Origin of the sequence: Blautia obeum ATCC 29174 (genome assembly GCF_025147765.1) — a bacterium.
GTDB classification, from domain to species: domain Bacteria; phylum Bacillota; class Clostridia; order Lachnospirales; family Lachnospiraceae; genus Blautia_A; species Blautia_A obeum.
In genome coordinates this window covers 1-26,351 of the sequence record NZ_CP102265.1, presented here as the reverse complement: position 1 = coordinate 26,351, position 26,351 = coordinate 1, and the positions used below count along the sequence as shown (strand labels likewise).

24 protein-coding genes and 1 riboswitch are annotated in these 26,351 nt (G+C 41.1%); all 24 genes read right to left on the bottom strand.

Features of this window, described 5'->3' with window-relative positions:
- Positions 1 to 285: 285 nt before the first annotated feature.
- The 24 genes from NQ503_RS00120 to dnaA all read right to left on the bottom strand — a co-directional run bounded on the left by NQ503_RS00120 (position 286) and on the right by dnaA (position 26,351).
- Positions 286 to 1,482, bottom strand: a complete 1,197-nt coding sequence (locus NQ503_RS00120) for an AfsR/SARP family transcriptional regulator (protein ID WP_044925341.1) — start codon at positions 1,480 to 1,482, stop codon at positions 286 to 288.
- Between the two features lie 167 nt (positions 1,483 to 1,649).
- Entirely contained in the window at positions 1,650 to 1,982 is a 333-nt protein-coding gene (locus NQ503_RS00115; RefSeq protein WP_049940392.1) for an RpnC/YadD family protein, read from the bottom strand.
- Positions 1,983 to 2,117: 135 nt separating this feature from the next.
- Positions 2,118 to 2,372: a hypothetical protein gene (locus NQ503_RS00110; protein ID WP_138344182.1), complete on the bottom strand. Its 255-nt coding sequence runs from the start codon at positions 2,370 to 2,372 to the stop codon at positions 2,118 to 2,120.
- A gap of 658 nt (positions 2,373 to 3,030) precedes the next feature.
- Positions 3,031 to 3,870 (bottom strand): 16S rRNA (cytidine(1402)-2'-O)-methyltransferase, encoded by an 840-nt coding sequence (gene rsmI / locus NQ503_RS00105; protein WP_005423919.1) that lies wholly within the window; start codon positions 3,868 to 3,870, stop codon positions 3,031 to 3,033.
- A 36-nt stretch (positions 3,871 to 3,906) separates the two neighbouring features.
- On the bottom strand, positions 3,907 to 4,659 hold the full coding sequence (locus NQ503_RS00100; protein WP_005423918.1) for a tRNA1(Val) (adenine(37)-N6)-methyltransferase: 753 nt from the start codon (positions 4,657 to 4,659) through the stop codon (positions 3,907 to 3,909).
- A 22-nt stretch (positions 4,660 to 4,681) separates the two neighbouring features.
- Positions 4,682 to 5,542 (bottom strand): PSP1 domain-containing protein, encoded by an 861-nt coding sequence (locus tag NQ503_RS00095; RefSeq protein WP_005423917.1) that lies wholly within the window; start codon positions 5,540 to 5,542, stop codon positions 4,682 to 4,684.
- 1 nt (position 5,543) lies between these two features.
- Complete coding sequence (gene holB, locus NQ503_RS00090; protein WP_005423916.1) at positions 5,544 to 6,533, bottom strand: DNA polymerase III subunit delta'; 990 nt, start codon at positions 6,531 to 6,533, stop codon at positions 5,544 to 5,546.
- Between the two features lie 98 nt (positions 6,534 to 6,631).
- On the bottom strand, positions 6,632 to 7,219 hold the full coding sequence (locus NQ503_RS00085) for a nucleoside/nucleotide kinase family protein (RefSeq protein WP_005423915.1): 588 nt from the start codon (positions 7,217 to 7,219) through the stop codon (positions 6,632 to 6,634).
- Positions 7,212 to 8,699 (bottom strand): aminotransferase class I/II-fold pyridoxal phosphate-dependent enzyme, encoded by a 1,488-nt coding sequence (locus tag NQ503_RS00080; protein ID WP_118044812.1) that lies wholly within the window; start codon positions 8,697 to 8,699, stop codon positions 7,212 to 7,214. The genes NQ503_RS00085 and NQ503_RS00080 overlap by 8 nt, the downstream gene beginning before the upstream one ends.
- 19 nt (positions 8,700 to 8,718) lie before the next feature.
- A complete protein-coding gene (locus tag NQ503_RS00075; protein ID WP_005423912.1) occupies positions 8,719 to 9,408 on the bottom strand; it encodes a response regulator transcription factor in 690 nt (229 codons plus the stop codon).
- Positions 9,405 to 10,562, bottom strand: a complete 1,158-nt coding sequence (locus tag NQ503_RS00070; RefSeq protein ID WP_005423911.1) for a sensor histidine kinase — start codon at positions 10,560 to 10,562, stop codon at positions 9,405 to 9,407. Before NQ503_RS00070 ends, NQ503_RS00075 begins: the two co-directional genes overlap by 4 nt.
- A 176-nt stretch (positions 10,563 to 10,738) precedes the next feature.
- A complete protein-coding gene (metK, locus tag NQ503_RS00065) occupies positions 10,739 to 11,923 on the bottom strand; it encodes a methionine adenosyltransferase (RefSeq protein ID WP_117593251.1) in 1,185 nt (394 codons plus the stop codon).
- A gap of 135 nt (positions 11,924 to 12,058) precedes the next feature.
- A riboswitch (SAM riboswitch) is annotated at positions 12,059 to 12,161 on the bottom strand.
- Between the two features lie 92 nt (positions 12,162 to 12,253).
- Positions 12,254 to 13,546: a UDP-N-acetylglucosamine 1-carboxyvinyltransferase gene (locus NQ503_RS00060; protein WP_005423907.1), complete on the bottom strand. Its 1,293-nt coding sequence runs from the start codon at positions 13,544 to 13,546 to the stop codon at positions 12,254 to 12,256.
- 185 nt (positions 13,547 to 13,731) lie between these two features.
- Entirely contained in the window at positions 13,732 to 14,232 is a 501-nt protein-coding gene (locus NQ503_RS00055; RefSeq protein WP_005423905.1) for a shikimate kinase, read from the bottom strand.
- Between the two features lie 82 nt (positions 14,233 to 14,314).
- Positions 14,315 to 14,920 (bottom strand): flavin reductase family protein, encoded by a 606-nt coding sequence (locus NQ503_RS00050; RefSeq protein WP_005423903.1) that lies wholly within the window; start codon positions 14,918 to 14,920, stop codon positions 14,315 to 14,317.
- A gap of 15 nt (positions 14,921 to 14,935) precedes the next feature.
- Entirely contained in the window at positions 14,936 to 16,606 is a 1,671-nt protein-coding gene (locus NQ503_RS00045) for a putative manganese-dependent inorganic diphosphatase (RefSeq protein ID WP_005423901.1), read from the bottom strand.
- A gap of 22 nt (positions 16,607 to 16,628) precedes the next feature.
- Entirely contained in the window at positions 16,629 to 17,534 is a 906-nt protein-coding gene (locus NQ503_RS00040; protein ID WP_005423899.1) for a S1 RNA-binding domain-containing protein, read from the bottom strand.
- 446 nt (positions 17,535 to 17,980) lie between these two features.
- Entirely contained in the window at positions 17,981 to 18,445 is a 465-nt protein-coding gene (locus NQ503_RS00035; protein ID WP_022388851.1) for a DUF1002 domain-containing protein, read from the bottom strand.
- A gap of 336 nt (positions 18,446 to 18,781) precedes the next feature.
- On the bottom strand, positions 18,782 to 19,654 hold the full coding sequence (gene rsmA / locus NQ503_RS00030) for a 16S rRNA (adenine(1518)-N(6)/adenine(1519)-N(6))-dimethyltransferase RsmA (protein ID WP_005423882.1): 873 nt from the start codon (positions 19,652 to 19,654) through the stop codon (positions 18,782 to 18,784).
- A gap of 35 nt (positions 19,655 to 19,689) precedes the next feature.
- Positions 19,690 to 22,248, bottom strand: coding sequence for a hypothetical protein (locus NQ503_RS00025; protein WP_330423559.1), 2,559 nt, complete (start codon positions 22,246 to 22,248; stop codon positions 19,690 to 19,692).
- 82 nt (positions 22,249 to 22,330) lie between these two features.
- On the bottom strand, positions 22,331 to 23,419 hold the full coding sequence (gene recF, locus NQ503_RS00020; RefSeq protein WP_005423878.1) for a DNA replication/repair protein RecF: 1,089 nt from the start codon (positions 23,417 to 23,419) through the stop codon (positions 22,331 to 22,333).
- 2 nt (positions 23,420 to 23,421) lie between these two features.
- On the bottom strand, positions 23,422 to 23,637 hold the full coding sequence (locus tag NQ503_RS00015) for an RNA-binding S4 domain-containing protein (protein WP_005423876.1): 216 nt from the start codon (positions 23,635 to 23,637) through the stop codon (positions 23,422 to 23,424).
- Between the two features lie 24 nt (positions 23,638 to 23,661).
- Positions 23,662 to 24,777: a DNA polymerase III subunit beta gene (gene dnaN / locus NQ503_RS00010; RefSeq protein WP_005423872.1), complete on the bottom strand. Its 1,116-nt coding sequence runs from the start codon at positions 24,775 to 24,777 to the stop codon at positions 23,662 to 23,664.
- A gap of 194 nt (positions 24,778 to 24,971) precedes the next feature.
- Positions 24,972 to 26,351, bottom strand: coding sequence for a chromosomal replication initiator protein DnaA (gene dnaA, locus NQ503_RS00005; RefSeq protein ID WP_005423870.1), 1,380 nt, complete (start codon positions 26,349 to 26,351; stop codon positions 24,972 to 24,974).

Below are 26,351 nucleotides of genomic sequence, written 5' to 3'. Positions count from 1 at the left end.
TCTGTATCCTCCGTCAAGATCCGACCACGGTATTTTTGTTTTTAACCACACGATAACACGCACTTATTTCAGAGTATTTTTATTATAGCATCGGGGTTATTTCTTCAACTATTTCGTGATTCTGCTTTTTGAACATTTTTTCATATTTTTTCGACAATGTTTCTGATAATTTGCGAGGGGGGCTGAGATTTGGGGGGACGGGAGATTTCCGGGCGCAAAAAAACCCGGAGGGGATCTCCGGGCTGAATAGTTTTACTTCTATATTAATTATTAATGTTGTTTGTTTTAGTCGTTGCAGACCTCACCGAGTGAAGCAACGTAGTAGTCGATTGATACGTTCTTGCGGCGGGTGAGTCTTTTGTTGAATTCTTTGTTGATTCGTTTTGATACGAGTGTGCAGTTTTCCTGGGTTATCCCTATCAGCATTACGAGATACTGCTGGATGTTGTATCGGGTGTAAAAATCGCCTTTACGGACTGCTTTCTGAATGGACTCGCGGAGAAGTTCTGAATAGTATTTCTGATTTTCGTCGTCTGTCTCGATATTTATAAAGTTCAGGGTGCAGAGCATCAGGAATACGGACATGCCGGTTCGTTCCATCATGCGGCCGAACACGTGGTAAACGTCCACAAAGCTTGGATAGGTGCAGTAGTAAGCGCCTTCGATGGATTCTTTTTCGCGGAGGCGGTACTTGATGTCTTCGATTGCGCCTGCTGCCTGTGAGGTTCGCTCTCCCATGAGTTTGAATCGCTCGAGCATTCCGGCGGATGGTGACAGGCCGAGTTCTTCGAACATCAGCTTGGTTGTTCTTTTGTAGACATCGAGGCCGTCTTTGTAGCGGGACATTCCGATGAGGCTGTCGATTTCCCATATCTGCCAGTCGTAGAATGGATAGATTTCGGCTGCGCTGTGTGCAACACGGTAGAGTTCTTCGAATTTTTCTTCGGTTTTCAGGTAGTGGCACAGTTCTTCGACACAGTCGAAATACATATCTCGACATGCGATGTTTTCGACTGCCGCCCAGTCCTCGCCCATCATATCCGGGAGGAATTCTCCGGTATAGAGTTTCCATGCTTTGGCGTAGATTTCCATTTTGGTCTTTTGGGATTTTTCGTGACGTGCTGATTCGATCGTCTGCTTGAAGTCGCATACGTCTACTGAAGTTTCGATATCCGGGTCCCAGGTACACATTCCACCATTTATATTGATGTAACTGCTTTCCGGAAGCCCCGCTGCGGTGAGCTGCTTTCGGAGCCTGAATATTGTGTTGTTGAGGCTGCCGTTTTTATTTTCGACATCGCTTCGGCCATACAGGGCATCGATGAGTGCTACTTTGGAGATTCCTCCATCCTGTGTGTGTAGAAGTAATAACTGAAACAGCTGTGTGGTCTTTGATACATTGTTACGGTCCAGGACCAGTTCTTTTCCTTTATATTCAAGTGTAAATCCACCTAACATTCGAACTTTCAGTATATTTTTCATACTTTTCTCCTTCAACAGATATCGTGTTCTGTTTCTTGTCTTTTCATTTTGATTAGACTTATCCTTATTTAGCATATCATTCAATACGTTAAAGTTCTACCACCAAAATACACAAAAAAAGGCTGTTATTATTATTCAATCCGCTAATAACAACAGTCTTTTAAGCTCTATCTAGCAGATAATTCCTTTGCTATCTCATCTATTTTTTCCTGAGTATAACCGGTATACTCTTTTATCTTGTCCATAGTTTCATGATTCATAAGCATTTTCTCAATCAACTCTCTTCGTCCAAATTCAATTCCCTCCTGTTTTGCTTCCTCCCGTAATTCATCAATTGCAAGACACATACTTGTTTCCTCCTTTTCTTCATTGAATTTCAGTTTTGAGTTAGTAAGTGTATTCAGCATGACTACCGTTTCTGTCTTCATGTTCTGAAATCCGTCATCGGTTTGGATCAGGTCAACCAGTTTTTCTTTTTCCTTCGAATATTTGATATACAACAGTACTTCCCGCAGATCTGTGTGAAAACGGTTGATTTCTCTGTTACGACCGAACGGCCAAAGATAATAAGATACAGTTTTCTGTAAAGAACAAAAAGAAATGTGATGCTTTGTTATATTTTAGCACAATATGCTCTATTTATCTACAAGAACATTTTGCTCTTTTTCGACATAAAAAAACAATCCCACCTCAATTGTTGTAGGATTCTTAATATCAACTTGGTAATAGGCATCTGCAAATCCAATTCCAACAAGTTGCAGATGCTTCCAACCCTGACCAGGCATCTGCAAATCCAATTCCAGCAAGTTGCAGATGCTTCCGACCCCAGGATATGTATCTGCAAATTCATATCCAACAAATTGCAGATGATTCCAACCCTGATCAGGCATCTGCAGCTCCAATTTCAGCAAGTTGCAGATGCTTCCAACCCTGGCCAGGCATCTGCAAATCCAATTCCAGCAAGTTGCAGATGATTCCAACCCCAACCAGGCATCTGCAAATCCAATTCCAGCAAGTTGCAGATGATTCCGACCCTGACCAGGCATCTACAAATCCAATTCCAGCAAGTTGCAGATGATTCCGACCCCAGGATATGTATCTGCAAATTCATATCCAACAAATTGCAGATGCTTCCGACCCCGACCAGGCATCTGCAAATCCAATTCCAGCAAATTGCAGATGCTTCCAACCCCGGCCAGGCATCTGCAGCTCCAATTCCAGCAAGTTGCAGATGCTTCCGACCCCGACCAGGCATCTACAAATCCAATTCCAGCAAATTGCAGATGCTTACTACCCCGACCAGGCATCTGCAAATCCAATTCCAACAAGTTGCAGATGCTTCCGACCCCAGGATATGTATCTGCAAATTCATATCCAACAAATTGCAGATGCTTCCAAACCTGACCAGGCATCTGCAAATCCAATTCCAGCAAGTTGCAGATGCTTCCGACCCTGACCAGGCATCTGTAGCTCCCAAAACAACAAATCAAAGATGCCCACCGGTGAATTTTCTTCTCAAATTCGCTGGTGGGCATCTTTATTGCATCTCTATTTCATCAAATAGCTATATATGTCTCTTTTTGATACACCGCGGTCTTTCGCGACCTGTTTCATGGCATCTTTTCTGGACATTCCCTGTTTTTCATAGATTTCCATATGCTCTTCTATGGAAATCTCTTCCCACGAGGCAGCTGCTTCTTCTTTCAGTTCCTGACGGCTTTTGCCCTCGATGACCAGCACACATTCTCCGAGCGGTTTTTCTTTCTCATAATGTGTGATCAGATCATCAATTGTGGAATGAAAGGCTGTCTCATGTTTCTTTGTCAGTTCTCTGCAAAGTGTCATTCTGCGGTTTCCAAGTGTTTCCCTCAGATCACGCAGTGTCCTGACCAGTTTATGCGGAGCCTCATACAAAATGATCGTCCGGGTCTCATTGACAAGCTCTTCCAGAACTTCTTTGCGCTCTTTTTTGTCCATCGGAAGAAATGCTTCAAAAGCAAACCGTCTGGTAGGAAGTCCTGATAATGTAAGCGCGGTAATGCATGCTGCCGGACCCGGAAGGGATGTTACTTCGATTCCGGCCTCATAACACATCGCAGCCAGTTCTTCACCCGGATCCGAAATTCCCGGTGTGCCCGCATCCGTGATCAGTGCGATATTCATACCGTTCTGCATCTTCTCGATCAGTGTATATGCTTTTTCAATCTTGTTATATTCGTGATAACTGGTCATCGGTGTTTTGATTTCAAAATGATTCAGCAGTTTAATACTGTTTCGGGTATCTTCTGCCGCGATCAGATCCACTTCCTTCAATGTGCGGAGTACTCGAAGTGTAATATCTTCCAGATTTCCGATTGGGGTTGCACAAAGATATAATTTTCCACTCATCCGGGAATCCCCTTTCTCTCAGATTATTTGATTCTTTTATACTCTTCCGTATATTTCAAGAATATCACTGGTATAAACACCTGGTTTCTCATAGACGATCAATGGTCGCTCCACCGTTATTCTGGAATTTCCACCTTTTCGTGCTTCGATCAGAACCATATTGGGTTCACGATCTATGTACGGGTACACCAGCTGCATTCTCTTGGGTTCCAGTTTATATTTCATGAGAACCTGAAAGATTTCTGCCAGACGGAAAGGTCTGTGGACCATATAAAAACGTCCTCTGTCTTTCAGCACTGCTGCTGCCTGGCTCACTACATCTTCCAGTGTACAGAGAATCTCATGTCTTGCAATTGCTTTTGCCATGTATGGGTTCTGCAGACCATGCTGTCCGATCATATAGGGCGGATTGCTTGTCACTGCATGAAAAGAAGCTGCTCCAAAAATTTCAGCAGCTTCCTTTATGTCTCCGCATACGATATCAATATCAGCTTCCAGATGATTGTACGATACGCTTCGTCTCGCCATATCTGCACATTCTTCCTGGATCTCAAGTCCTGTCAGATGTGAACCCTTGTCTTTGGCTTTCAGCAGAAAAGGAATGATTCCCGTTCCGGTTCCCATATCCAGAACCTTTTCATTCTGTCGGATATCTGCAAATCCAGATAACAGAACTGCGTCCATTCCGAAGCAGAACTTTTCCGGATTCTGTATCACATACAAACCATTCTGAAGATCATCAACCCGTTCTCCCGGATATACCAGATCATTCTGCGGATTTTTTTCCATGGGATTTAGAATCTCCTTCTTTTTACTCAATGTCCCTTGTTTCTTTGTCAGTGTTCTTTGCTTTTTTCTTGCGTGACCGGAATTTCAGTTCTCCTACCGGATATTCCTGAATCTCCTTTTCATCATTGACTTCCACGATTACTTTGACTCTCTGTCTGAGAACATTTACACTGTGTACGATTCCCTGTAATCCATCCGGAAGAGTAACCGTATCTCCGGTTCCTGGAAGGCTCTTGTTCAGTGCTTCGTAGGTTTCCTGCTCATTCTTGAGACAACACATCAATCTGCCGCAGACACCGGAAATCTTGGTCTGGTTCAGTGACAGATTCTGCTCTTTTGCCATCTTGATAGACACAGGTGCAAACTCGGAAAGATAGGTGTGACAGCAAAGCTGTCTGCCGCAGATGCCGATTCCCCCAAGAATCTTAGTCTCATCTCTTACTCCGATCTGGCGAAGTTCGATTCTTGTCTTAAAGATAGCTGCCAGGTCCTTGACCAGCTGACGGAAATCAATTCTTCCATCTGCCGTAAAATAAAACAGCACTTTGTTATTGTCAAATGTATACTCCGCATCGATCAGTTTCATTTCCAGACCATGTTCGCGGATTTTTTTCTGGCAGATTTTAAATGCATCTTTTTCTTTCAGGCGGTTCTGTTTCTCCCTGTCCTCATCTGCCTGTGTGGCAACGCGAAGGACTTCTTTCAGCGGATGGACCACCTCATCCTCACTCACTTCTTTCGGTCCGAGTACAACTCGTCCGAACTCCACACCGCGGGCAGTCTCTACGATCACATGATCACCGATCTTCATTTTGTAGTTTTTCGGATCAAAATAATAAATCTTTCCGACATTTCTGAATCTTATACCAACAATTTTTGTCATTCTATCTCTCCCTGATCGTCAGGAACAGAAGTTCAAGTGCAAGTTCAAAATTAACGTTTGCACGAAGCCTTACTTTTGTTTTTTCCAGTGCTTCCAGAATCTTTTCCAGGTTCTCATAGGAACGCTGGCTCGCCTGTTCCTTTATATAATTGATTTCTTGTTTAAATACCAGGTTGTCAACCTCCTGAGTTGCCTTAAACATAAGAACATCCCTGAACCAGAACTGGAAAATATCCAGATAATCACTGATATTCTGCTTTTCATCAGAAAGTGCCTTGATCTCATCGGACAGTTCATATACTTCCATCGTATTTACATACTTGAGAATCTTCAGGGCTTTCTCCGTCATTCTGGAAAACTCTTCTGATGTAGCAGCTTCTTTGGCTCTGCCAATACTTCCCTGTGCAAAGGAAGCATCTATCTCTGCCTGATAATCCGGCACATGAAGCCGTTCCATCAGGTATTTCTTAACAAGGCTGTCATCAACCACCTTCAGATCCAGACGCACACATCTGGACTGGATCGTCGGCAGAAGTGCATCCACATTGCTGGTCAGCAGCATGATCACTGCATATTCCGGTGGTTCTTCTATTGTTTTGAGAAGAGCATTCTGTGCCTGTACCGTCATCATCTCCGCATCAGGAATAATGTAAATCTTGTGCGGACTGCTGTATGGCTTAATCGCAACATCGTGAATCACCTGTTCCCGGATCTCATCAATAGAGATTGTACCAGGTTTCTCATGATTGACCATAATGATGTCCGGATGATTCTTGCCCAATGCCTTCTTACAGGAGTCACATTTCTGACATGGCTCTGTTCCACCGGCTTCACACTGCAGTGTCATCGCATATGTGGTTGCAAGAAGCTTCTTGCCGGATCCGGGTCTGCCTGTAAAAATATATGAATGGGAAACTTTTCCCGTCTTCATGGCATTTTGGAGATGCCGGATAATTTCCTCGTGTCCGATAATATTATTGAAACTGACCATTCAGAATCACCTCTCTTGTTTATAGTTTCATATACGAATCTTTGTTCGCTATAGAGTCATTATACCATACTTTATTAGCCATTCAAAACTATTTTTAACTATGACATGGAATTTATATATTTTATAATATTTTTGACACATAAATCCAAATCATCATTAACAAATCGCTTCTGTATTTCTGCTTCCTTTATTTTCTCTTCGGAAAAATCCTCCTCATCCGCAAGAAAACGTCTGCAAAGTTCTTTATACTTTGGTGTTTCCTGTTCCTGCTCTCTTCGGATTGCACGGATCAGACGTTCTCCATCTTCTACTTCAATATAAACAGGTATGACGGATTCTTTTCCGTAATAACATTTCATCTTCTGAAAAGACTCTAACGTACCGATTCCAAGATAATTTCCGTTCTTAAGGTCAATCTGTCCGTCGTCCGCTGTAAAATAAGTCCATATTCCATAAACGGTATTGTAGGCACGGGATTCGATTACCTTTCCCGCTGTCTCAAACTCCTGCAGTCTGCGCTCGTCTGTAAAATAATACTGTACACCATCTTTTTCTCCGTCACGTATCGGTCTTGTTGTATACAGGACCAGTTTTTTCAGATTCAGTTCTTTATTACCGGCCAGTCTGGAATATATTTTATCTTTTCCAGAGGCACTTTTACCCATAATATAAAAAATCTTACCCATGAATTTCTTCGTCTTGCTCCTTTGTACTCTGGGGCTGTTGTTCTACCACAAGGATCGTCTTATTTGTATAGTCTTCCAGTCCCTGCAGATATAACCCCTTATCCATGTATATTCTCATATTACGGATAAATTGTCCAGTAATCTGTTCTCCCGGAGTGATCAGCGGAATTCCCGGTGGATACAGATAAGCAAATTCTGCTGAAATTCTGCCGATGCTTTCTTCCAGCGGACATTTTTCTGTCGGTGCTTCCATGGCATCTGCCATAGACATCATCTGCGTCAGTACAAAATGCATGGATCTGGTGTCCAGTTTTTTATTTTCTTCTGCCGGTATTCCTGCTTTTATCAGGTCTGCCTGTTCCTGATCCAGTTCTTCGATTGCCTGACACAATCGCTCAAAACCTTCTTCACGGTCTCCTACTGATGCAATAGCGAGCACATAATTTTCGGACTCCATTTCCATCTGAATATGGTAGCGGTCAAGAAGGATATGATACAGGTCACTTCCTGACAGTAAAGAAGCTCTGGTAGAAAAGACCAGTTTGGAACGGTCATAATCGAAGACTCCATTCTTTCCTTTGACCGGATCTACCAGGCGGATATATTTGCACACGGAAAGTCTCTTTCTTGTCTGTTCCAGTATTCTGGTGAAATCACGGAACATCTGTTTTCCTTCTGCTGCCATCGTATCCATACAGGCATCGATACTTGCCATCAGAATATACGACGGGCTGCTGGTTTGATAGATTCCCATAAATCTGCGGATCAGCCTGCTGTCAACGCGGTCGCTACAGTTATGAAGTACGGCAGTCTGTGTCATGGCCGGCAGTGTCTTGTGAAAACTCTGGATCACGAGATCTGCCCCAAGTTCTGCTGCCGAAGCCGGAAAATAATTTGAAAAATGAAAATGTGCTCCATGTGCTTCATCTACGATCAGCGGCACTCCATATTTATGTGCGATCTCTGCAATCTCTTTTACATCTGAGACAACACCGTCATACGTAGGTGAAGTGATCAGTACCGCCTGTATCTCCGGATTCTCAGCCAGACATCTTTCCACTTTGTCCGGAAAAATTCCGCCGTTTATCCACCACTCACTGTCCATCTGTGGATAAATATAGGCAGGTTTCAAATTTCTAAGATAGATGGCATGATACACTGCTTTGTGGCAGTTTCTTGCAACAAGGATCTGTCCATTCCTCGGAACCGCCGCTGAGATTGCCGCAAGAAGTGCTGCGGTACTTCCATTAACACTGTAAAAGCTCTCCCTGGTCCCATACAGTTTCGCCACATTCTGTTGTGCCTCCAGAAGAAGGTCTTCCGGATGATGGAGATTATCAAAGCCTTCTATCTCAGTGATATCTCTTTCAAGAGGGAACTCCCCTCTGACAGATGCGGGATTTCTTTTGTGCCCCGGCATGTGGAATGGATAATAATCAGATCGGCTGTATTCTTCTAATTTTCTGTATAATTTTTCCATTAAAGATTCTCCATGTCTGTTATACCTTGAATCGATAACCTACGCCCCATATAGTTTCTATATACTGAGGTTTCGCTGTATTGAATTCGATTTTTTCACGGATCTTCTTGATATGAACCGTGACAGTTGCAATATCTCCTACAGACTCCATATCCCAGATCTGGCGGAACAGCTCTGCTTTTGTAAATACGCGGTTCGGGTTCTCTGCCAAAAAAGTAAGGAGATCAAATTCCTTGGTCGTAAATGTTTTTTCTTCTCCATTTACCCAGATACGTCTCGCTGTCTTGTCTATCTTGATGCCACGGATTTCAATAATATCATTCTTTACCGCACTGGAACCTACCAGTCTGTTGTATCGCTCCATATGTGCTTTTACTCTGGCCACCAGTTCACTCGGACTGAATGGCTTGGTCATATAATCATCCGCGCCAAGACCGAGTCCACGAATCTTATCAATATCATCTTTCTTTGCAGATACCATAATGATCGGGATATTTTTCTCCTGACGTACCTGACGGCATATATCAAACCCATCTACTTCCGGAAGCATCAGATCCAGTATAATCAGATCATAATCTTCATTGAGTGCTTTTTCAAGGCCCACATCTCCTCTGTTTGCTATCTCTACTTCAAATCCGGAAAGTTCCAGATAATCCTTCTCCAGATCTGCAATTGCTTCTTCATCTTCGATGATCAGTATTTTACTCATTTCATAGGTACCTCCTGATATTTTCTCAAAACAAAGTACATGATCGTTCCGATTCCTTCCCGACTGGTTGCCCACACTTTGCCACCATGATCCTCCAGAATCTTACGAACGATAGAAAGACCGATTCCGCTTCCTCCCTTGGATGAATTACGTGAAACATCCGTCCTGTAGAAACGGTCAAAAATATACGGCAGATCTTTGGATGCAATTCCCTTGCCATTATCCTCAATCTCAACCTGTACGAAATCTCCGACATCTTTTACTCTTATCTGTATAATGCCCTTCATTCCATTCTGCTTATCCATATATTTAATGGCATTGCTGATGATATTATGAATCACTCTTCGAATCTGCTCGCCATCTGCAATTACAAGCACATCTTTATCTACATAATTTGCATAGCAGAGCTGGATACCTCTTGTTTCCAGCTCCAGTCCCACTTCTTCTGCGCAGTCAGAGAAATAATCTTCTACATTCAGCTTACTGAATGTATATGGGATACGGTTCGTATCAATTTTAGAATAGAACGTCAGCTCATTGATCAGATGATCCATCTCATTGGTCTTATTGTAAATCGTCCTGACATAGCGGTCCATCTTCTCCGGTGTATCTGCCACACCATCCATGATTCCTTCTACATATCCCTTCACCGCTGTGATCGGAGTCTTGAGGTCATGGGAAATGTTGCTGATCAATTCTTTATTTTCCTTATCCATGGCGATTTTTTCTTCTGCTGATTCTTTCAGTCTGCGGCGCATCTCTTCAAAATCCCGGCAAAGCTCCGAAAATTCATCGGTTCCCTCGACATCCAGAACAAAATCCAGATTTCCTTCCTTGATATTCTGCGTCGCCTTTCGCAGTTTGACCAGCGGCGCCGCCACACTTCTGTATATCCACAGACCCACAGAAACGCCTGTGAAGATAAGAATGATAAAAGCAGTAAAAAAAAGATCCTTCGTCATGATCTGGATTCTTGCCTGACTGCTTCCCGTATCGGAAATTGTAATATCATAGGATGTCTCCTGCGCAGATTCACTATTGGCTGCATTCCTGTGCTGTGTCTCACTGATTCCAAACAGGGCAGCAGCAAATAAAAGAAGCGGTACCAATATTACCATCATGAATCCCACAATGATTCTGTTTTTCAGTTTCATGAAATTCCCTCGTTTCTGTAAAACTTATAATTGCTTCTTAAGCAAAAAATGAACGCACAATACCGAAGTTATTCTTCGCTATATATGCGTTCATTATATCATATCACTATATTCTTATCTCTAAATTTTCTATAAAATCCATGAAAAAACGGTAGTTTTGAAAACCGTTGTGTATTTTACAGATATTTCTTAAGATTTTCGACTTTGTCCAGTTTTTCCCATGGAAGATCTACATCTGTACGTCCGAAATGTCCGTAAGCAGCAGTCTGTTTGTAGATTGGTCTTCTCAGGTCAAGCATACGAATGATTCCTGCCGGACGAAGATCGAAGTTTTCACGAATGATTTCTACAAGTTCTGTATCGGAAAGTTTGCCTGTTCCAAATGTGTTCACATTGATGGAAGTAGGTTTTGCTACACCGATTGCATAAGAAAGCTGGATTTCACATTTGTCAGCCAGTCCTGCTGCAACAATATTCTTTGCAACATAACGTGCTGCATAAGCTGCGGAACGGTCAACTTTTGTGCAGTCTTTACCAGAGAAAGCACCGCCGCCATGACGTCCTGCTCCACCGTAAGTATCAACGATGATCTTACGACCTGTAAGTCCACTGTCACCATGAGGTCCACCGATTACAAAACGTCCTGTAGGATTGATGAAATATTTTGTCTCGTCATCAACCATATCAGCAGGAATGATTTCATCGAATACATATTTTTTGATATCTTCATGAATCTGTTCCTGTGTAACTTCCGGATCATGCTGTGTAGAGCATACAACTGCATCGATACGGATCGGTTTTCCTTCTTCGTTATATTCAACAGTTACCTGTGTTTTTCCGTCTGGTCTTAAGTATGGCAGAGTTCCATCTTTGCGGACTTTTGTCAGCTGACGTGCAAGTTTGTGTGCCATGTTGATCGGATATGGCATATATTCTTCTGTTTCATTGGAAGCATATCCAAACATCATACCCTGGTCTCCGGCACCAATCGCATCGATCTCGTCTTCACCCATTTTTGCTTCCAGAGCTTTGTCAACTCCCATTGCGATGTCTGTGGACTGCTCATCGATTGCTGTGATAACTGCACATGTTTCTGCATCAAAACCGTATTTTCCACGTGTATAGCCGATTTCTCTTACGGTATCTCTTACGATTTTCTGGATGTCAACATAAGCACTTGTTGTAATCTCACCCATTACAAGTACAAGACCTGTTGTTGTTGCTGTCTCGCATGCAACACGTCCCATCGGGTCTTCTTTCATGATTGCGTCAAGAATCGCATCAGAAATGGCATCGCACATTTTGTCCGGATGGCCTTCTGTTACTGATTCAGAAGTAAATAAAATTTTTTCTTTCTCCATTGTTAACCTCTTTCTGTAAATAACCAGTTAAATGTTCTACGAATTACTCCATTGCTCTGCAATTCTCGTAATTCTGCAATCAACAACAAATAAGACAGCCCCAACAACAGGACTGTCTTGAAATTTATTTCAATCCTCTTATTGTTCGATGTCTCGCTCAGGTTGGCACCTTCCTCATACATAAAGGGGTTGCCGTGGCTTCTCAGATCCTTTGTATCTCCACCACTCTGAATAAAAGGCCGTTTTATTTAGTTATTCTTAGTTGATATTGCAGTACATACAATATACTCATTTTATATAATTGTCAAGTATAAGAAGTGACAATTTTTATCATCCTACGCGAAGACGGAATTTCTGGATTTCTTTCTCACTGGAAACTTTCTCAATCTCAGCACCGAGACTTCTCAGTTTCTCTTCGAAATTCTCATATCCACGCTGGATATAAACGATATCATCAACAACAGTGATTCCGTCTGCTGCCAGACCTGCAATGACAAGTGCTGCTCCTGCACGGAGATCCGGTGCACTTACTCTTGCGCCTGTCAGTTTCTTGACACCGTCGATGATTGCTGAATTACCTTCGACTTTAATGCATGCTCCCATTCTGGAAAGCTCGTCCGCATATTTGAAACGGTTTTCAAAAATACTCTCCGTAACAATACTGGTTCCTTCTGCAAGTGCCAGAGTTACTGCGATCTGCGGCTGCATATCTGTCGGATATCCCGGATAAGGAAGTGTCTTCACATGTGTGCGGTGAAGTCTCTTGCCTGCACGTACACGTACAGCATCATCAAATTCTTCAACCTCACAGCCGATTTCTTCCAGTTTGGCTGTAGTTGCTTCCAGATGTTTCGGGATAACATTCTTAACGGTAACATCACCACCGGTTGCTGCAGCTGCGAACATAAATGTTCCGGCTTCAATCTGATCCGGGATGATGGAATATTCAGTACGGTGAAGTTTCTCAACACCTTTGATACGGATAACATCTGTACCTGCACCTTTGATGTTGGCGCCCATGCTGTTCAGGAAGTTCGCAACATCAACGACATGCGGCTCTCTTGCTGCATTCTCAATTATCGTACGTCCTGACGCCATAGATGCTGCCATCATGATATTGATCGTAGCTCCTACAGAAACTACATCCAGGAAGATATGACTTCCGTGAAGATTCTCTGTCTCGGCAACGATCGCACCGTGAAGAATATTCACAGATGCACCAAGTGCACGGAATCCTTTGAGATGCTGGTCTATCGGACGACTTCCGATGTTGCATCCGCCAGGAAGCGGTACTTCTGCATGTTTGTATTTACCAAGTAATGCACCCAGAAGATAATAGGATGCACGGATTTTTTTAATATATTCATAATCAACGCTGATGTCGTTGATCGTAGAACCATTGATTTTTACTGTAGATCTGTCAATTCGCTCTACCTGTGCGCCAATACCGGCGATTGCTTCCAATAAAACATTAATGTCTCTTACATCAGGCAGGTTCTCGATAAGGATTGTTTCATCCGTCATAATTGCTGCAGAAAGAATTGCAAGTGCAGCATTTTTGGCGCCACCAATTTCTACTTCTCCCACTAACGGGTTGCCGCCTTTAATTACATACTGTTCCATAAAGCACCTCTATAATTATTTTCACTCCGTAAGCCGAAGCAAATATCAGAAATTTATTATCAGACTTTTAAAAACTTTTAATACTTTGTTAAAAAGCTCAGTTTCGTATTATAACACAAATTTCACATTTGTAAATAAAAATTTCCTCTGTACGCTTCTGCTCCCCTGCTTTTCAATGGTTACTCTTACTTTTCTTTCAGTGTTTTCAAAAGAATCTCCAGACTTGCTTCCAGATCTTTCCCCTCTTCATCTATCACAATATCTGCGTACTTTTCGTACAATGGAGTTCTTTCTTCATACAGATTCGTAAGGGTCTGTCCTTCTCTCAGCAAAACGCCTCTGCCCTTCAGATTTCCGAGTCGCTTTGAAAGAGCATTTAAAGACAATTTCAAATACACAACGGTTCCTATGGATTTCAGATGTTCCATGGCTTCTTCGCAGTAAACAACGCTTCCACCTGTTGCAATGACCGTATTCTCTGCCTCTATTGATGCATTGACACGATTCTCAACATCTTTAAATCCTTTATATCCTTCTTCTTCTATGATTTCGGACAGGCGTCTCTTTTCCTGTTTCTGAATCAGAAGATCGGAATCAAGGAACTGATAGCCCAATACCTTCGCCAGTACAACCCCTATTGTACTTTTTCCTGCTCCCGGCATTCCTATCAACGTTATATTATTCATAAAATTTCTTTTCTCCTGTCTCTTATGAATTGCTTAAAGAATATTTTACCATAAACAGCAGTATTCTGCAATCTCTTTTAAATCAAGGCTTGGCGGTCTTTTTCGTTTTTGGGGGAACAGTTTTTTTACGTTTTTTTACACTGTATCCAAAAGTTCCCAGCTTCTTTCCTGTGCCAAGATATTCTCCATGAGAATAGACCAGCGGTCTGGCTTTGTTCAGGTCAAAACGATTATTTTCGTCCATATAACGTTCGTCTGCATGAACTGCAACAACCTCTGCCAGAAACATATGATGTGAACCAAGCTCTCTGATTTCTTTTACTCTGCATTCGATTGATACCGGAGCCTCTTTTATCATCGGTGCTTTTACGATATCCGCCTTTTCTCTCGTAAGTCCAGTCTCTTTGAATTTATCTACATCACGTCCGGATCTGACTCCACAGTAATCCGTTGCTGCAGCAAGTTCTTCTGTTGTCAGATTGATCACGAATTCTCCGGTTTCTTTTATCATGTGATAGGAAAAACGCTCCGGTCTTACTGAAATATAAGCCATCGGAGGATTGGTACAGATGGTACCGGTCCATGCAACCGTTATAATATCATCCTGCCCTTTCCCATCTGTAACGCTCACCATGACTGCCGGGATCGGGTAGATCATATTGCCTGGTTTCCATGTTTGTTTTGCCATTTGTTTTCCTCCGATTTATACGTAATCGCTGCCGATCATCTGTGCGGCCTCCATAAGTGGCGGAATCAGCTGTTTCTTACGTGATACGACACCTTTCAGATAAATCGTTCCATCCTTAGGTTCAATCTTAAATGCATTGACAGCCATTTCCTCACTTCCCTCGCCATAGAACAGAAGCTCTGTAGACTGCTCCATAATATCTGTCAGCATAAAGTATACTCTTGATACACCATGACGTCCGCATTCGCTGACCATAAACGGAATCAGACGCTCTTTGATCTCGCGCAGTTCATCTGCATCCATGGAGCTGATCTGACCTACACCGAAGCAGATATCTCCCTCTGCAATAAACTTCTTGTAATCCTGATAGAAGATTTCCTCCGGAGATTTGTCTTTCAGATTGCTTCCTGCCTTAAACATTTCTCTTGCAAATTCTTCAATGGAAATGTCTGCAATAAGTGCAAGTGCACCTGCAGCCATTTTGTCCTGCAGTGTACAGGTCGGAGAACGGAACATCAGTGTATCAGAAATGATCGCAGCGCAGAGAAGTCCGGCGATTTTAGGCGGAATCTCCAGTTTCTGTTCTCCATACATCTGATACATGATCGTGCCTGTACAGCCAACCGGCTGATTTCGGAAACTGATCGGCTGCATTGTCTGCAGTGTGCCCAGTTTGTGATGATCAATGATCTCCATGATATCAGCCTTATCAATATTATCTACAGCCTGGTCTTTTTCATTATGATCTACCAGAACCACTTTTTTCCTGTGCATGTCCAGAAAATTACGTCTGGAAATCGTACCAATACATTTGCCCTTTTTGTTGATGACCGGAAATGCACGATGACGATGTTTGATCATTACTTCCTGAATATCATCTGTAAAATCTTCTGTGTTAAATGTAACCAGATTATCTGTTTTCATGATATATTTAACAGGAATACTCTGATTGATCAGACGTGAGATCGTAAAGGTATCATACGGAGAAGAAATAATGACTATATCTTTCTCATGTGCCAGTTTCAGTACCTTTTCGGTAACTTCAATCCCCATTCCAACGATGATACAGCTTACATTCTGCTCAATCGCCTGCAGATGGTCTTCTTCACGATTACCCATGATGACCATATCATTTTCTTCTACATATTCTTTCATCTTATCCGGATTGGCAGTTGCTACCATAATCTTTCCCTGGATAAAATATCCATGTGCGTTACCTTCGATCACTTTTCCTCCGATTGTCTCAGCGATTCGCTGATACTGCGTTCTCGCTCTGGAAAGAAGATAGCTGTCTGTTGTATCCATATATGTTTTTGCAATATCACCAATTGTGATCAGGCCTTCCAATGTGCCGTCTTTTTCACGAATCGGCAGAGAAACGATGCTGTTTTCCTGCATCAGATCCCATGCATTTTTCAGTGACATGCTCTTATTTGCTTCCGGACTCAGGCGGATATCCATATCCTTTACCTGTGTTCCTATATTGCTTAAGTATCCTGGTGGATGTACTCCAAAACGATTCAGTACATATTCTGTTTCTTCATTGATCTGTCCTGCACGTTTTGGAATATATCTGCTTTCCTGCGTAGTTCTGTTTTTGATATCACAATAGGCGATTGCAGAACAGATGGAATCTGTATCCGGATTTTTGTGTCCGATAACAAAAATTTTTTCCTGATTTTTCATAAAAATAAAATCCTCTTATTAATTAATCTAATTTAATGTTTGCAAAAAGTGATCCCAGAGAAGTCGTTGCCTGCTCTCCTGCATCCGGCACTTCGTAAACCTCTTCTTCGATTTCCTTTGCCATCATATCTGTTGCTTCTTTGATGCTGAGACTGAGTTTGCCATCTTTGATCGCAGTAACTTTGACCTTTACTGTATCTCCCACTGCCAGAACCTCTGATGGTTTCTTGATCCTTTTTTCACAGATCTGTGAAATGTGAACCAGGCCGGAAAGTCCATTTCCAAGATTTACAAATGCCCCATATGGCTGAAGACTCTCTACAGTTCCTTCTGTTACAAGACCAATCTCCAGGTTTGAAACTTTATTTTTTCTTTCTTCTTCCGCTTTTGCTCTGAGAATTTCTTTGGCAGAAAGAATCAGTTTCTTACTTTCTTTGTCTACATCCAGCACCTGTACCTGAATCGGTTTATTCAGATATTCTTCTGTGTCCTCCACATAATTCAGTGCAAGTTTGGATGCTGGAATAAATCCCCTTACACCTTCCACATACGCAATAACACCGGCATTTGTGATTCCTTTTACTACAACATCCAGCACTTCACCGGATTCTTTCAGTTCTTTTAATTTATCCCATGCCAGCACGTCTACTGCCTCAACTCTGGAAAGAAGAATATTTCCCTGTCCATCGTCTTTTCTTACAACTGTTGCAGAGACTTCATCTCCTTCATGTACTTCATCCTTCAGGCTGAATCCCGGTTCTCTGCTGTAGTTTTCTGCCGGAATCACGCCCTCTGCATAATATTTCAGATCAAGGATTACTTCTTTTTCATCTACACTGATTACAGTCCCTGTAAGAATATCGCCTTCTTCTATTGTTTTCATAGACTCTTCCAGTTCTTTTTCATAATCTTTCATTGATTCAGCCATGATTTTCCGTTCTCCTTTACTTATACTTGTTATTCTTTATTTATTATCTGTATTATAGCATGCCACATGTTTTCGCAATGCATTTCCTTCAATACATTCTTTTATATCTGGTATCATAATTATATTATAACCTGTAAAATAAAAAAAGCCCCAAATAGGGGCTTATAAACGAGGAGTGCCCCGGCAGTGGTTTACCGGGGCGATTATTATGAAAAAATTTATGTGTAATGAAGAACATTACAACGTCTGTTTTGTGTAGCTCTTTCGAACTATTCATATAGTATCAGCTAATTATGAACATAGTATGAACAAGTCATGAACCTTTCGTGTATTTGCACAATTTTTTCGTTTTTCATCCTCGTTTTTTATAAAAATGTAACATATGGTTTTTTTATGTTATTTTACTTGTTGTGTATTTTATACATTGTCATATAACAGAACTCTTCTTAGTTCAGAAATCCTTTTACAAGCTCAACAAGTTTGCCAAGAATTCCCTTCACATCTTCTTTCGTAATTCCAAGGCTTTCCAGTTTGTCATACACTTTGTTTACCTGAGATCTCAGTTCATTCTCATCCAGATCCATGTTTTTGAATTTATTGTACAGCTGAATTAATGTGGATTTGTCAGAATCAGAAAGAGTTACCCCTAATTCTCCAGCTGCAACATCCAGTGCACTGCTGATCTGATCATCTGTTACATTTACTGTTCCCAGAGTTTCTTTGGCAGCGATAATAAGATCTACCACTTTATCCGGATCTGATAACAGGTCATCTACTCCACTCTGCTCCAGAAGTTCTACTGCCTGATCTACAGCAGCATCGGTTGTCTGATCTGCATAAACCATGGCAGGTGCAGTACATGTAAGAGCTCCTGCAAGAATAAATGCGCTTAATTTGTTTATTTTCATCATTTTAATTACCTCCTGAATAAATACAATTACATTTTCTATCAATGATACGAACTGCATTATAACACACTCTGAAAAAAAAGCTGTAAAATATTCTTAATTCATAGAACTTTCGACAATCGTTCACTTTTTTTTCATAAGTTAAACATGATTCCATCACAATTTCTGGATATACTAAGACCATAAAAATAATACAGCCAACATTATTTTTATAAAATTTTCTTTTTCATATGTTGATTGCCGAAAAGCAATCAACTCTCCTTCCTTTTAAATTTAATAAATATTACTATAAAAGGCATCCGACCAGCCACCGGATGCCTTTTATAGTTGTTATTTTTATTATTTCATATCTACAAAAATATCTGCCAGTGCAGCAAACTGTTCCAGGGTAAGAGCCTCACCTCGGATATTCAGTGGAAGTCCACATTCCGTGATTGCCTGCTCAACCTGTTCTTTGGTAAACTGCAGTTCCTGTGAATTTTTTAATCCGTTTGCCAGTGTCTTTCTTCTCTGGTTAAAAGAAGCGCGGATAATACGGAACATCAGCTTTTCATCCTTTGCCTGTACCGGCGGATTCTGATGTCTGGTCAGCCGGATCACTGCACTGCCAACCTTCGGTCTCGGCATAAAACAGTTCGGCGGAACATTTGCCACGATCTCCGGTTTTGCATAATATTGTACTGCCAGTGATAAAGCACCATAATCCTTGGATCCGGGACCAGTCTGCATTCTGTCTGCAACTTCTTTCTGAACCATTACCGTAATGGAATCTACAGGCACATGACTTTCAAACAGTCCCATAATGATCGGTGTTGTTATATAATACGGCAGATTTGCCACAACTTTGATCGGACGTCCCTGATTCTTTTCATCTGCAATCTTCCGGATATCTGTCTTCAGGATATCACCATGTATCACAGATACATTATCCCACTCTTTCAGCGTATCCTGAAGAATCGGGATCAACGCGTCATCAATCTCAACTGCAGTAACCTCTCTGGCCGCATCTGCCAGATACTGAGTCATCGTTCCGATTCCTGGTCCGATTTCCAGTACAAAATCATCTTTTGTAATTTCAGATGCCTCAATGATCCTGTCCAGAACACGGGTATCGATCAGAAAATTCTGACCAAACCTTTTCTGGAACACAAATCCGTACTTTTGAAGAACTTCAATGGTATATTTCGGGTTTCCAAGATAAGGTCTGGTCATAATTTCCTCCTGCTGCTTATGCTCATTTTAATTTTTCAGCTGAAATCTTTCTCGAAAAGTACCATGTATCCGTCAGGATTGACTTTCTTCTTGCCTATCAGCTTGCGAAGTCCGCCTTTGGATTTTGCAATGGCATTATCAATGATTTCTTTGACAGCGCCTACATTCATCGGCTGATCTTCTTTCTGGCTTGTACTGATCAGATTATACAGTGCAAGCATACCCATCTGATCAATAGTATATCCATTTTCTCTTGTGTACACTTTTGCAAAGTTAACAAGCTCATCATTGGTAAATACCGGAATATTGATCATAGATGTAAATTTGGATGTAAATTTCGGGAATCTCGCAATCAGTTTACGCATACCGATCTTTTCATCTTCGATGATAACGATCAGACCGTCTGTACGGAATTCCATTGCTTTGTTCAGCTGATTTACTGTTTCTTTGGTAAGCTGATTTGCGTTTTCGATAACCAGGAATCCTCCTGCCATCTTGCTGACGATCTCTGCAATATTCTTGCCATTGATCTGATCTGCAAATACATAGGCAACTTTGGATGCATCCAGATTCAGCTCTTTGCAGATTGCAGGAATCAGACTTGAGATCAGGCGGGTTTTTCCGGTTTCACGACCACCCATAACAATCACGTTACCTGTTCTGGATGTTTTATCTGCAGCACCCATCTGTACATCATAAAGCGTATCAAGGATCTGTTCTTTCAGTCCAGGTACTTTTGCAAAGTATGTAAAGAGCTTCTCTTCATCCTCTGTAAGTACTTTTTCCCTCGGAATGATATCTTCTGCATTTTTCTTAGGCTGCATAGAATCGATCAGCTGTTCCATTTCTTCTTCTTCTGAAACCGGTTTTTTTGCTTTTTTCGCAGGTTTGGATTTCTTAACTTCTCTGACAGGAATCTCCATTGTCTCTGCATTATCAATATCATTGAGGAAATCCATTCCTTTCAGCAGATCATCCTCATCTTCATAACCATCTTCTTCTCCGAAATCTTCATCATCTTCCATCAGAGAATCAAATTCATCTGTTTCCGGTTCTTCCTGATCATTCTCATCGGATTCCGTTTCATCCTGTTCCGGCTCGGCTGCTTTTCCTGCCGGACCATTCATAAATTCATCCTCTGCACTCTGAAGATCTTCTTCGGACATATATTCTTCATCGTCCTCCGGAACAGTTTCCTGAACCTCTTCAGCTGGTTTCTTTGCCGGAATCGGTCCTTTCGGAATTTCAATTCCCTGGGCAGACGCAGCTGCAAGGATCGTATCTTCAAGATTAAATTCAAAATCATCTGAAGATGCATTTTCTGCACCTGGCAGGCAAATATCCGGTGCTTTTGGAATTTCTATTTCTTCAGGATTATCCAAATTCATATTCTTCATGGATTCCGGAATTTCAAGCTCCGGCATTTTCATTTCAACCGGCTGTTTTTCTGTATTCTCAGCCGCTTTATCTTCCTTCTCAGCTTCAACATTTTCAGCAGGCTCAGCTGCTTCCAGAGTATCCTCTGATTCCAGTATCTCCGTATTTTCTCCGGCAGTCGGTTCTTCCGGACCGCTCTTGATTTCCTCTTCGGTAACCTGCTCGATCATTTCTTCCATATTGCTGAAAACAGACTGTCCTGGATTCTTAGGCGGATGGATCATTGCATCTTCCGGCTCAAGTTCCGGAACATTCACATCAGTCTCATCAGAAGAAATGTCTTTGATAAGTTCCTCCTGGACTTCTTCCGGAGCTTCCTGTTCTTCTTTCATGAAATCTTCTTCAGTTTCTTTCTTTTTGTTTCCACTGAAGATATCTCTGATACCTTTCGAAATTTTTTCCTGAAGACTTTCTGCACTGTTGACATCTCTCTCATCGATTGCTACGCTCTCGATCACAGGTCCGTCCTCTTCTGCAGTTTTCACTTCCTGCGCAGGCTTTTCTTCATTGATAGAATCCGCATCTTCTACAGGTGTAAGTTTTGGAATAAACTGACTGTCATATTTTTCTTTTTCTTCTCCCGTCAGCATTCCCATTCTGTTCTTGAGATCCAGTGCCTTCATAACGTATTTTCCGTCACTGAACCAGAGAACCATTTCATCACAAAGACTCAGACACTTCTGAGTATCTCCATTCTGATAATACAGTTTTGCCAGTTCATAAGACCAGCGCTCTGTAAATTCTTTCTCTTTGTATTCTTCCAGGATTCTGATCTGTTCATCCAGAGAAACCTGTTTTTCCTTGCAGATTTTGTACTTGAGGATATATCTGGTGTTATCATTTGGTGCAACCTCCAGAAATTCCTCATAAAATTCTTCCGCTTCAGCGATATCCTTCATTTTGAGGGACACTTCAATCAGGCGGTATAAAATATTTTTGCCAATCGGTGCTCTGTGATAAGCCAGAAGGAAGATTTCCTTACTGTCTTCGTATCTTTTATTTGCTGCATAGATTTCTCCAACAACGCATAAGGTACGAACATTCTTAACACGACGCCAGTCAATACTGTCTACCACTTCCATAGCATCCTTGTAATTTTTCTTTTCTACAAGGCGATTTATTTCTTCGAGTTTGATCCGAAATTCCTCTTTATCCAATGCATTCACCAACTTTCCAATATTAAAAACAGTGTAACATATGCCATAATGCTTGTCAAAATGTGATAACCACAAAAATACTTTAATTTACAGGGTTAAACACCTCTCCTTTTACTACTTTGAAAACTTTGTTAATATGAAACTGGTGGCTTACAAAATCATCCAGTCCCGTACAGGTAATTAGCGTCTGTATATCATGAATGCTGTCCAGCAGATATGTCTGTCTGTTGCTGTCCAACTCTGAAAGTACATCATCCAGAAGAAGTATCGGCGTATCTTTGATTTTTTCTTTTACCAGATAGATTTCTGAAAGTTTCAAAGACAGGGCCGCTGTTCTCTGCTGTCCCTGTGAACCAAATTTCCGGATATCGATCCCGTTTACCATAAAACACAGATCATCTCTGTGTGGACCGGCAGATGTCATTTTCATCCGCATATCACGTTCTCTGTTTTTTTTCAAAGTTTCTTCAAAGCATTCTGACTCTGTACTCGGTTCATAAATAACCTCAAGATGTTCTTCTCCACCCGTCAGATTACGGTGGATATCCTGAATCACATCATTCAGGTCTCTGACAAAATCCCGCCTTTTTTCAATGATCTTCTTTCCGTACTGCAACATCTGAATGTCCCAGATTTCCAGTGTTTCCCGTAAAGAAGGATTCTGGTAAAGATCTTTCAGAAGACGGTTTCTCTGATTTACGATATGATTATATCCTGCCAGATCCGTCAGATATATCTGGTCAAGCTGGCATAATTCCAGATCCATAAATCTTCTTCTCTCACCAGGTCCGTTTTTGATGATATTCAGATCCTCCGGTGAGAAAAAAACAAGATTTACGATTCCAAATAATTCCCTGGCTTTTTTGATCCGTAATCCATTGATTGCCACGCCTTTTGCCTTATTTTTACGAAGATGCATGTCGATCTTATAAGAAAGCTCATCCTTTTTTACCATCATTCGAATATGAGATTCTTCCTCTCCAAAACGAATGATTTCTTTGTCTTTACTTCCTTTATGTGATTTCGTTGTCCCACAAATATACACAGATTCCAGAATATTGGTTTTACCCTGCGCATTATCTCCATAAAAAATATTGGTTCCTTTATCAAAATCCAGCTGCAGATCCTGATAATTTCTGAAATTCTTAAGTTCTATCGATTCTATATACATAATTATCTGATGACTTTGATTTCCTGATCTTCAAAAGTGATCACATCACCTTCATAAACCTTACGGCCTCTTCGCTGGTCAACTTCACCATTTACCTGAACAAGACCATCCTGAATCGCATACTTTGCTTCCACTCCGTCTTCTACGACTCCGGCAAGTTTCAAAGCCTGTCCGAGTTTTATAAATTCATCTCTGATTTTGATTTCCAAATCATTCACCTCTTATCTGGACTGATTCTATTTTTATCTATTCTGATTCTGACTGATATTTACTGGCAGGATCAGATATGTGTAGTTTTCTTCATCATCTCTGATAAAACATGGTGCTTTCGGGTTCATCAGATACATATGAATTACTTCATCATCTATAACTTTCAAAGCATCGATCAGGAATTTCGGGTTGAATCCGATGAGAATATCTTTACCATCTTTTTCAATATCAATCTCTTCATTCATGGAACCCATAGCAGAATCGATTTTCAGTTCCATGCTGTTATCTTTGATCTCGATTACGATTGGTTTTTTGTCGCCTTCTCGTACCAGAAGTGTTGCTCGGTCAATACAGTCAAGGAATTCTTTTTTGTTTACGCTGACTTTTGTATCGTAATCACTGGAAAGCATCTGATCAATGCGGAAATATTCTCCTTCGATCAGTCTAGAAACAACCATAGTCTGGTCAAATTCAAACAGAATATGATTTTTTGTAAAATAGATACTTACCTGATCATCAATTTCACCGGACAGGATCTTGCTTATCTCACTTAATGTTTTTCCCGGAACAACGATCTTGCGATCTGAATATTCTTTTTTCAGAGGCATCTTCCGGATAGAGATACGATGACCATCCAGAGAAACAATTTTCAGACAATTATCTTTTATTTCAAATAATTCTCCAGTCATCAGGCGGTTATTTTCATTAACTGCAATGGAAAAGATTGTCTGACGAATCATTTCTTTCAAAGTAAACTGAGAAAGAGTCAGTGATTCATCTTTTTCAATAACCGGAAGATATGCAAAATCTTCGCCTGCTTTGCCCGGAATTGTAAATTTGGCTTTTTCACAGGTGATCGTAGCTACGAAGTTGCTGTCTGTGGTAATGGTTACATCATTATCCGGAAGTCTTCGAATGATTTCATAGAAGATTTTTGCATCAAGAGCAACCATACCTTTTTCTTCAATATGACCATCAACGATTGTTTCAATACCAAGTTCCATGTCATTGGTAGTAAATTTGATCTGATTTGTTGTTGCATCCATAAGAATACATTCAAGAATTGGCATTGTTGTTTTGGATGGTACAGCTTTCAAAGATATATTTACGCTTTTTAAAAGATTACTTTTGGAACAGATGATTTTCATGATGTGTATAACTCCCTTCCTGTTTCAGAATTGGCTTTATAAATAAAAATATATAAAGAAATCCGCCGTAGCCGCCTTAGGGGGGTGTGAATATGTGAAAAAGTCTTTCAAACCTTGAAAAACGGGGATTTCTTTACTGTATAACTCCGTGTATAAACGACTTTCAAAGTTAAAATTGTGTGTGGAAAAGTCTCTTAACCTTGTGGATTAATTTTTTTCCTTAACGTATCAATGGAGTTTTTGAGGTTATCATTTGTCTTTAATTCGTTCTCAATCTTCTCTATCCCGTGCATAACTGTGGTATGGTCACGGTCTCCCAGATTTTTGCCGATTGTTTTGAGCGAAGTATCTATAATATCACGGCACAGATACATTGCAATCTGTCGTGGCATAACGATTTTGGAGCTTCGTTTATTGCCGCAGAGATCTGCAACTGTTACGTGATAATGCTCAGCAACTACAGAAATAATGTAATCTGGAGTGATCACCTTCTGTTCATCCGGTGAAATAATGTCTTTTAATGCCTGTTCGGCAAGTTCCAGGGTTACTTCTTTCTTTTCCAGTTTGGAGCTGGCCATGACTTTGTTGAAAGCACCTTCCAGTTCTCGGATATTGGATTTGATATTTGTTGCGATATATTTGATGACTTCTTCGCTGATATTATAGCCTTCCAGTTCTTCTTTTTTATGAAGAATAGCCATTCGTGTTTCATAATCCGGAAGGGTGATATCTGCGATCAGCCCCCATTCGAATCTGGAACGGAAACGTTCTTCCAGGATTTCCATATCTTTTGGCGGTTTATCAGAAGATATGATGATCTGTTTTTTCGCACTGTGCAAACTGTTAAAGGTATGGAAAAATTCTTCCTGTGTAGATTCCTTTCCTATAATAAACTGAATATCATCGACAAGAAGAACATCGATGTTTCTGTATTTTTCACGGAATTTGGACATTGCTGAGTTGTTTCCGTTTCGGATCGTTTCAATCAGTTCATTGGTAAATTCTTCACTGGTAACATACAAAACTTTGCTGTTTTCATCGTGCTCAATAATATAATGAGCGATGGAATGCATAAGATGGGTTTTACCAAGGCCGGCACCTCCATAGATAAACAGTGGGTTGTATGTATCTCCCGGAGATTCAGCAACTGCAAGGGCTGCGGCCTGTGCAAATTTATTATTGTTACCGACGATAAAGGTATCAAAAATATATTTGGGATTGAGGTGAGCTTCTTCACAGCGACGGTCAATATCGGTAAGACCTGTTTCTGCTGCAGCATTAGTATAAGAAGAAACTTCTTTTTTGGGTGCCTCATCAGGAGATATGAATTTGACTTCGCATTCGTCCATGCCGGTTATTTCGCAAATAGTAACCTGAAGGAGAAGCTTATACTTCTTATTAAGAAGGTTTATTAAAACAACCTGTTCTGAAGGAACAAGAATCGTAATCACATTATCCTTGACATCATAGACTTTTAGCGGCTTCAGCCAGGTATTAAAGGCAACATCGCCTACATCGTAATCTGCTTTAACAGTCTGCAGAATTTTATCCCAATTTTCAATCACTTTATCCAT

Bases quoted from the DNA above. Each gene is read 5' to 3' on its own strand.
- NQ503_RS00080 (WP_118044812.1), bottom strand. From the start codon at position 8,699: ATGGAAAAATTATACAGAAAATTAGAAGAATACAGCCGATCTGATTAT.
- NQ503_RS00095 (WP_005423917.1), bottom strand. From the start codon at position 5,542: ATGACAAAAATTGTTGGTATAAGATTCAGAAATGTCGGAAAGATTTAT.
- NQ503_RS00060 (WP_005423907.1), bottom strand. From the start codon at position 13,546: ATGGAACAGTATGTAATTAAAGGCGGCAACCCGTTAGTGGGAGAAGTA.
- NQ503_RS00050 (WP_005423903.1), bottom strand. From the start codon at position 14,920: ATGGCAAAACAAACATGGAAACCAGGCAATATGATCTACCCGATCCCG.
- NQ503_RS00120 (WP_044925341.1), bottom strand. From the start codon at position 1,482: ATGAAAAATATACTGAAAGTTCGAATGTTAGGTGGATTTACACTTGAA.
- NQ503_RS00075 (WP_005423912.1), bottom strand. From the start codon at position 9,408: ATGAGTAAAATACTGATCATCGAAGATGAAGAAGCAATTGCAGATCTG.
- NQ503_RS00035 (WP_022388851.1), bottom strand. From the start codon at position 18,445: ATGATGAAAATAAACAAATTAAGCGCATTTATTCTTGCAGGAGCTCTT.
- holB (WP_005423916.1), bottom strand. From the start codon at position 6,533: ATGGTCAGTTTCAATAATATTATCGGACACGAGGAAATTATCCGGCAT.
- NQ503_RS00040 (WP_005423899.1), bottom strand. From the start codon at position 17,534: ATGGCTGAATCAATGAAAGATTATGAAAAAGAACTGGAAGAGTCTATG.
- rsmA (WP_005423882.1), bottom strand. From the start codon at position 19,654: ATGACCAGACCTTATCTTGGAAACCCGAAATATACCATTGAAGTTCTT.
- recF (WP_005423878.1), bottom strand. From the start codon at position 23,419: ATGTATATAGAATCGATAGAACTTAAGAATTTCAGAAATTATCAGGAT.
- rsmI (WP_005423919.1), bottom strand. From the start codon at position 3,870: ATGAGTGGAAAATTATATCTTTGTGCAACCCCAATCGGAAATCTGGAA.
- metK (WP_117593251.1), bottom strand. From the start codon at position 11,923: ATGGAGAAAGAAAAAATTTTATTTACTTCTGAATCAGTAACAGAAGGC.
- NQ503_RS00110 (WP_138344182.1), bottom strand. From the start codon at position 2,372: ATGCCTGATCAGGGTTGGAATCATCTGCAATTTGTTGGATATGAATTT.
- NQ503_RS00055 (WP_005423905.1), bottom strand. From the start codon at position 14,232: ATGAATAATATAACGTTGATAGGAATGCCGGGAGCAGGAAAAAGTACA.
- NQ503_RS00070 (WP_005423911.1), bottom strand. From the start codon at position 10,562: ATGAAACTGAAAAACAGAATCATTGTGGGATTCATGATGGTAATATTG.
- dnaN (WP_005423872.1), bottom strand. From the start codon at position 24,777: ATGAAAATCATCTGTTCCAAAAGTAATCTTTTAAAAAGCGTAAATATA.
- NQ503_RS00100 (WP_005423918.1), bottom strand. From the start codon at position 4,659: ATGGAAAAAAATCCGCAGAATGATCTGGTATATCCGGGAGAACGGGTT.
- NQ503_RS00045 (WP_005423901.1), bottom strand. From the start codon at position 16,606: ATGAAAAATCAGGAAAAAATTTTTGTTATCGGACACAAAAATCCGGAT.
- NQ503_RS00085 (WP_005423915.1), bottom strand. From the start codon at position 7,219: ATGGGTAAGATTTTTTATATTATGGGTAAAAGTGCCTCTGGAAAAGAT.
- dnaA (WP_005423870.1), bottom strand. From the start codon at position 26,351: ATGGATAAAGTGATTGAAAATTGGGATAAAATTCTGCAGACTGTTAAA.